The 1,233-nt window shown below is 33.3% G+C and carries 2 protein-coding genes; one reads left to right on the forward strand and one right to left on the reverse strand.

Annotated features, from left to right (window positions below):
* Nucleotides 1–132 precede the first annotated feature (132 nt).
* Entirely contained in the window at nt 133–531 is a 399-nt protein-coding gene (locus AMDU4_RS04585) for a cupin domain-containing protein (protein ID WP_021786811.1), read from the reverse strand.
* A 319-nt stretch (nt 532–850) separates the two neighbouring features.
* Between AMDU4_RS04585 and AMDU4_RS04590 the strand changes: the two genes are divergently transcribed.
* Nucleotides 851–1,222: a hypothetical protein gene (locus AMDU4_RS04590; protein WP_021786812.1), complete on the forward strand. Its 372-nt coding sequence runs from the start codon at nt 851–853 to the stop codon at nt 1,220–1,222.
* Nucleotides 1,223–1,233 lie beyond the last annotated feature (11 nt).

The raw sequence follows: 1,233 nt of genomic DNA on the forward strand, positions 1-1,233 counted from the left end.
CCGGCATCTATTGATAGTATATATTTACCAGGCATGTGATTATAATATAAATTCCATATTTTAACTATTATGTAAAATAATATCATCCACAGGATTAAATTCTCCAATTATTTTATAAAAATAAAATTATAATTAATTGCTGTGTTTTTTTTCACTGTCTTCATAAACTGGCGTTATACCCATATTTTCTGTATAGTTTATAACACATATGAATTCGAGATCTCTATTCTCAATGTTTCTGATTTCATGACTGTATTTTGTGTCAATAAAGATAAAATCACCCCTGCCTAGTTCCATATAATCTCCATTAACACTCACACTGCATTTTCCATCAATAATGTAAAGGCTTTCAAAATAGTCATGGTAATGTAGCTGTATGAATCCATCCGGTTTTATAATGAAGCGCCTCATTGCATATGCGCTTTCTTGCCTGTCGGTTATTAGCCACTGGATATATGTCCCCCGGGAATTTCCAACCTTGACTTCCTGACTTTCTATACCCTTAATATTGCCTTTATAATATCCCTGCATAAAATCCCATCTGTATATATATTATAAATTATTCGGTTTAAGTTGCTATTACAGTGTTATTGCTTAATCAATAAGTCGAGTAAATGCTGAAAATCATAAACATAGGAATACCACACCAATGGATTTATTTAAAATCTATAAATATATTTCAATTGCATTCCTAAACAGAATGATCTATATTAATGGTAGCTTTAAATATTTTGATCTATCCTTTAGAATGTATCCATCCCTGTGAGAGAATGCGTGAAAATTATTTATGATAAGTTAAATACAAAAAATTTATCAAAGATAGCTTATTATTTTATTTATGGTGTAATAAATGCCAGGAGTTGTGATAGGCCATTCAATAACTGTGCAGCTGCCACATGGTTACAGGCTGATCAGGCAGTCTGATACCGGCAAAGAATTCGTATCGGAAGATAAAAAAATGCGCGATTACAAACTCTCTTATTTTTATGACTGGAGCCGGGCAGACAATAATATCGTAATTGTGAAAGAATCACATAATGGGGGCATCGACGGTGTAGTAATGTTTCATCTAGATCCCAACATAGAACATCCAGACAGGATAGTTATTGAAATGCTTGCTAGGAATTATGCCAGCCCAGGTAGCTCAGGATCAGGATACGATCTTTTAAGAGTTGTGGAGAATAATGTGGCAAAGAGTTTGGAAGTTAAAAGGATGACATAGGGGATCCTCAG

The sequence above is a fragment of the Ferroplasma sp. Type II genome, assembly GCF_000496155.1.